This is a genomic window from uncultured Methylobacterium sp. (assembly GCF_964244095.1).
Lineage (GTDB): Bacteria > Pseudomonadota > Alphaproteobacteria > Rhizobiales > Beijerinckiaceae > Methylobacterium.
In genome coordinates this window covers 1-5,529 of the sequence record NZ_CAXTHR010000204.1, presented here as the reverse complement: position 1 = coordinate 5,529, position 5,529 = coordinate 1, and the positions used below count along the sequence as shown (strand labels likewise).

Annotated in this window: 5 protein-coding genes and 1 pseudogene; 4 read left to right on the top strand and 2 right to left on the bottom strand. The window is 70.4% G+C overall.

Annotated features, from left to right (window positions below; genetic code table 11):
* A partial coding sequence (gene xseA / locus ACFE86_RS20895) for an exodeoxyribonuclease VII large subunit (RefSeq protein ID WP_375457243.1) occupies nt 1–722 on the bottom strand: 722 nt, incomplete at its 3' end.
* Nucleotides 723–871: 149 nt separating this feature from the next.
* Here xseA and ACFE86_RS20890 point away from each other — a divergent pair.
* From ACFE86_RS20890 to purD, 4 genes and pseudogenes are all read left to right on the top strand, one after another.
* The gene (locus ACFE86_RS20890; protein ID WP_375457242.1) at nt 872–1,141 is read left to right on the top strand and encodes a leucine-rich repeat domain-containing protein; all 270 of its coding nucleotides are present in this window, start codon (nt 872–874) and stop codon (nt 1,139–1,141) included.
* A pseudogene (locus tag ACFE86_RS20885) lies at nt 1,142–1,564 on the top strand (leucine-rich repeat domain-containing protein); the annotation flags it as partial. It lies immediately after the preceding gene.
* A gap of 69 nt (nt 1,565–1,633) precedes the next feature.
* A complete protein-coding gene (locus tag ACFE86_RS20880; protein WP_375457241.1) occupies nt 1,634–2,944 on the top strand; it encodes a hypothetical protein in 1,311 nt (436 codons plus the stop codon).
* Nucleotides 2,945–3,052: 108 nt separating this feature from the next.
* Nucleotides 3,053–4,333 carry a phosphoribosylamine--glycine ligase gene (gene purD, locus ACFE86_RS20875; RefSeq protein ID WP_375457240.1) on the top strand — a complete coding sequence of 427 codons (1,281 nt, stop codon included), beginning with the start codon at nt 3,053–3,055 and terminating at the stop codon, nt 4,331–4,333.
* 88 nt (nt 4,334–4,421) lie between these two features.
* Here the strand turns inward: purD and ACFE86_RS20870 are convergent, their stop codons facing one another.
* Nucleotides 4,422–5,258 (bottom strand): TrmH family RNA methyltransferase, encoded by an 837-nt coding sequence (locus ACFE86_RS20870; RefSeq protein WP_375457239.1) that lies wholly within the window; start codon nt 5,256–5,258, stop codon nt 4,422–4,424.
* Nucleotides 5,259–5,529: the final 271 nt, after the last annotated feature.

The window sequence follows — 5,529 nt, the reverse complement described above, 5'->3', positions numbered from 1 at the left end:
AGGTCCTCGATCGAGCCGCCGCCGCGGGCGACGATCAGCACGTCCGGCCGCGGGATCGGGCCGCCGGGGGCAAGCGCGTTGAAGCCGCGGATCGCCGCGGCGATCTCGTCGGCCGCGCCCTCGCCCTGGACGCGCACCGGCCACACCAGCACGGGCCTCGGGAACCGGTCCTCCAGCCGGTGGAGGATGTCGCGGATCACCGCGCCGGTCGGCGAGGTGACGACGCCGACGACCCGGGGCAGGAACGGGATCGCCCGCTTGTGCTGGGCTAAGAACAGCCCCTCGGCGGCGAGCACGCGCTTGCGCTCCTCCAACAGCGCCATCCACGCACCGATGCCCGCGGGCTCCAGGCTCTCGACCACGATCTGGTACGAGGACTTGCCGGCAAACGTCGTGATCTTGCCCATGGCGACGACCTCCAGCCCCTCCTGCGGCTTCTGCCGGAGGCGGTTGAAGGTGCCCTTCCACACCACCGCGTCGATGCGGGCGTTGCCGTCCTTCAGGGAAAAGTAGGCGTGCCCCGAGCCGTGCTGACCGCGATACCCCGAGATCTCGCCGCGCAGGCGCACGTGCCCGAAGGCGTCCTCGAGGGTCCGTTTGAGCGCGGAGGCGAGGTCGCCGACCGACCATTCGGGCTGGTTGGCGACGAGCAGGGCGGAGGGCGGGACGTCCGCGGCGGGTATGGACTGCGCGGCGGGCGAGGGGGGCGGGACGAGGGCCATGGCGGCGGACGCTAGGCGGAGGCAGACGCGCGGTCAAAGGGCACCGGCAGAGCGGGCGGAGACCGGCGACGTGAGGTTGCCCTGAATCAGCTCAAACCTACTATTCTAACGCGGGTGCGGACCTAGCGGCCGATCCAAGAGGACGACACGTGCCAGAACAAATTGCCGTGGTGGATGACGAGCCTTATCAACGTGCTTTGAACCGCATCGCTGCTGTGCAGGCGAGCGGGGAAGATACATTGTCGTTGAAGGGATTGGGACTCGACACCCTTCCGACGGAAATCGGTGAGCTCACAGAATTGCGAACTCTAGACGTCGATTTCAACCGGTTGAGTACGTTACCGGACTGGATCGGCAACCTCACAGGACTCCAGAGCCTCAATCTCAGCGGCAACGGTCTGAGCACGCTGCCGGACTAGATCGGCAACCTCACAGGCCTCCAGAGCCTCCATCTCAGCGCCAACCGTCTGAGCACCCTGCCGGACGGGATCGGCAACCTCAAAGGCCTCCAGAGCCTCAATCTCAGCGCCAACCGTCTGAGCACGCTGCCGGACGGGATCGGCAACCTCAAAGGCCTCCAGAGCCTCAATCTCGGCGCCAACCGTCTGAGCACGCTGCCGGACGGGATCGGCAACCTCACAGGTCTCCAGAGCCTCTATCTCAGCGACAACCGGCTGAGCACACTGCCGGATGGGATCGGCAACCTCACAGGACTCCAGAGCCTCGATCTCAGCCACAACGGTCTGAGCACGCTGCCGGACTGGTTCGGCAACCTCACAGGCCTCCAGAGCCTCCATCTCAGCGGCAACGGTCTGAGCACCCTGCCGGACTGGTTCGGCAACCTCACAGGCCTCCAGAGCTTCGATCTCAGCGACAACCGGCTGAGCACACTGCCGGACTGGCTCGGCAGCTTGACGTCACTCGAAGCTGGTGCACGAGCTTTGTTCGAAACGGGGCTCGACGTCACGAACAACCCGCTGCCGCCGCCCTATCCGACGCTGATCGCGCTCGATCAACCCAAGGCAACGGACACCGTACTGGCCTATCTGCGCGGCGAACTCGATCCGGCGACGCTGCCGGACACGCCGGATGGCGACGAGGAGGGTGAGGCGGCGGAAAACCTCGCGCAGGTCACAGAGCAGCGCCCGGCCGCCTACCGCTTCGGCCTGCGCGACGGCCTCATCGATGCCGTGCCGGAACCGGCCGAACCGATCGACCCGGAGGTCGCCGCCGATCTCCTCGCCGAGCTTCGCGACAAGACCCACGACCTCGACGAACGGCTCGCCGCCGCCAACGCCGATCCGCGGGTGCGGCGCTCGGTCGATCGGCTGCGCGAGGCCCTGACGGGCGAACCCCTGCGCCCCGGCCTCCTGCTCTCCCGCGCGCGCAGCATCGAGGCCGACCGCGACGCCTTCGATACCCCAGAGGGGCGGGCCGAGCTTTTCCCGGACGCCATCGCTCACATGAACGACGTGCTGCTCAGCCTGCAGGACGTATTAGCGGTTTATCCGGTGGTACGCCGGATCGAGGCGGAACGCGTCGCGCTCGATATTCAACGGGATCCGGAGCGTCTCGAGGCGATCGCCCTCGAAGCGGCCGCGATCGCCTCGGCTGCGGCGGGCTCCGACGCGGTCACACCAGCGGCCGTCACCGCGCTGACCGTCAACGACGCCGCGATCGCCGATGCGACAACGCTGGACGTTCGCGCCGGCTTGGTCGCCGACAAGCTCCTAGTCGTCGCCAACCTGACGCGCGAAGCGATCAGGGCGGCCGATCGTGCGGACACGGACGTGGCGGCGAGCCTCCCGGACTCCGATGCCCAGGCCGCCAAAGCTGCCGCTTGGGCCGCCGGCCCATCGATCAGCGACGGACCCCTATCGGCGGAGCTCAGTCGCCGTATCCAGCGCGAGATCCTGGAGAACCTGCCGCCGGGCATCGGTGACGTCGCCCGCATCGCACCGCTGGTCGTGTTCACCGTTGTTCTCTTGCAAGTGCTCGGGCCTCTCGGGCTGCTCGCCGGCTTCATCCCGACGCTCAAGCCGCTGGTGGGTGCGGCCAAGAGCCTGCGGCATCGCAGAACAGCCAGAAGGCCGGACTCTGACTCCACAGGCGGGGCAACGACTGCGTCGACGACGGACCACCAGCCAAAGTCACCTTCGACCTCGCCAAGGCGCGAGGCGAAGACCCGAAAGAAAGGCGTTCGCAGAACCAAGCGAACGTAGCCGACCCCATGAGGACAAGTGGGTTCGCGCCGTTCCGGTGCACGAGTGCACGGATCTGGCAGACGTCCTCTTTCCCCGGACCGGCTTTTCAGGGAGACTCCCAGCTCCATGAACATCCTTCTCATCGGCAACGGCGGCCGCGAGCACGCACTGGCCTACGCCATCGCGAAAAGCCCGCTGTGCACGCGCCTGTTCACGGCGCCGGGCAATCCCGGCACGGCGCGCCACGGCGAGAACCGGCCAGACCTGACGGTCTCCGACCACGCCGCGGTGCGGGCCTTCTGCGAGGCCGAGCGCATCGGCCTCGTGGTGGTCGGGCCGGAGGCGCCGCTGGTGGCCGGCCTCGTCGACGACCTGGCGGCCGCCGGCATCCGCGCCTTCGGCCCGACGAAGGCCGCAGCGCGATTGGAGGGCTCGAAGGGCTTCACCAAGGACCTCTGCGCCGAGCACGGCATCCCGACCGCGGCGTTTGCCCGCTTCACCGCCCTCGCGCCCGCCCTCGCGCATGTCCGGGCAGCGGGTGCCCCGATCGTCGTGAAGGCCGACGGGTTGGCGGCCGGCAAGGGCGTCACCGTCGCCGAGACCGTCGAGCAGGCGGACGCCGCGCTGCGCGCGCTGTTCGCGGAGCCCGGCGCCGAGGTGGTGGTGGAGGACTGCCTGTTCGGCGAGGAGGCGAGCGTCTTCGCCCTGTGCGACGGCACGCGGGCGATTCCCGTCGGCACGGCGCAGGACCACAAGCGGGTCTTCGACGGGGACCGCGGCCCCAACACCGGCGGCATGGGCGCCTACTCGCCGGCCGGCATCGTCACGCCGGGCATCGAGCGCACGGTGATGGAGACGATCATCCAGCCGACGCTCGACGGCATGCGGGCGCGGGGCACGCCGTTCACCGGCATCCTCTATGCCGGCCTGATGCTGACGGCCGACGGCCCCAAGCTGATCGAGTACAACACCCGCTTCGGCGACCCGGAGGCGCAGGTGCTGATGCCGCGGCTGGCCTCGGACCTCGTGCCGGCGCTGCTCTCGGCCTGCGACGGCGACCTCACCGGCGTGAGCCTGGACTTCGATGCCCACCGCGCCGCGCTCACCGTGGTGATGGCGGCGGCGGGCTATCCCGGCGCGGCCCTGCGCGGCTCGACCATCCGCGGCATCGCGGATGCCGAGCGCGACGGCGCCCTGGTGTTCCAGGCCGGCACCCGCGCCGAGGGCGGCGCGCTGCTCGCCGACGGCGGCCGGGTGCTCGCGGTCACCGCGCTCGGCGACAGCGTGCTGGAGGCGCAGGCCCGCGCCTACGCGGCCATCGCCCGCATCGACTGGCCGGAAGGCTTCTGCCGCCGCGACATCGGCAGCCGCGCGGTCGCCCGCGAAGTCGCCGGCCACGGCATTTAATTTCGTGACTTGCCCGGCGCGGTTGTGTCCTGCTCCGCGGCAAGGCCGGTCCGCGCTGCGGGACACCCACCTCGGCCAAAATCCCAGATCAACGGCCGAGCGCGTAGAGGGTGATCGCGGCGGCGTTCGAGACGTTGAGGCTGCGGATCGCGCCGGTGAACGGGATCTTGGCGAGCACGTCGCAGCAGGCGCGGGTGCGCTCGCGCAGGCCCTTGCCCTCGGCGCCGAGCACGATCACCGCCGGCCGCTTCGGCGTCAGCGTGTCGAGGCTGGTCCCGGCCTCGGAATCGAGGCCGATCCGGGTGAAGCCCTGTGCGCCGAGTTCGATCAGCGCCTCGGCGAGGTTGCGCACCACGAGGAAGGGCACGTGCTCCAGGCCGCCCGAGGCGGATTTCGCGAGCACCCCGGTGGCGCCGGGCGCGTGGCGCGCCGTGGTCACGATGCCGGTGACGCCGAAGGCGGCGGCCGTCCGCACGATCGCGCCGACGTTGTGCGGGTCGGTGATCTGGTCGAGCGCCAGCAGCAGCGCGTCGGCCGGCAGCGCGTCGAGGCCCGGGGAGGGGAGGGGGTCGGCCTCGAGATAGAGCCCCTGGTGGACCGCATCCGGCCCGAGCAGGCGGTTGATGTCGGCGGGCCGCACCCGTTCCGGCTCGATCCGCAGGGCGCCGAGTTCCTCGGTGAGCCGCGCGGCGCCGTTCTCGGTGGCGAGCAGCCGGTGCAGGCGCCGCTCGGCGTTGCCCAGCGCCTGCACCACCGGATGGAAGCCGTAGAGCACCGCCGCGCCCGCGTGCGCCGGCGGCGCGCCGGCGGGCCGGGGGCGCTGGCCGTGGGCCGGCTTGCCGACACCGGGTTTCCCGGGCTTGCGCGCCCAGGAACCGGCCGGCCGGCCGGGTGGTCCGCCGGTATCGTCGCGTCGGGTCGCCATCGGTCGAACCATCCCAGAACCGTGTCACGCGCGCGGCGCGCGCCAAACCACACCCTACAGAGGCTTGGAGCCGGAGCGGTAGCACGACCGAACCGAAGCGGCCGAACGCGGCCGTCCGCGACAAACCGGTCCGCCGCCGCGTCATGGCGCCGTCCTGGCGCCGTCCGCCCGTTGCCCTGCGTCCCCCGTCCGCCTATAGAACCTCGGCCCCAAGACGCGCCCTTCGTCTAGCGGTCCAGGACGTCGCCCTTTCACGGCGAAAACACGGGTT

Coding starts and splice junctions, on each gene's coding strand:
- ACFE86_RS20870 (WP_375457239.1), bottom strand. CDS start 5,258: ATGGCGACCCGACGCGACGATACCGGCGGACCACCCGGCCGGCCGGCC.
- purD (WP_375457240.1), top strand. CDS start 3,053: ATGAACATCCTTCTCATCGGCAACGGCGGCCGCGAGCACGCACTGGCC.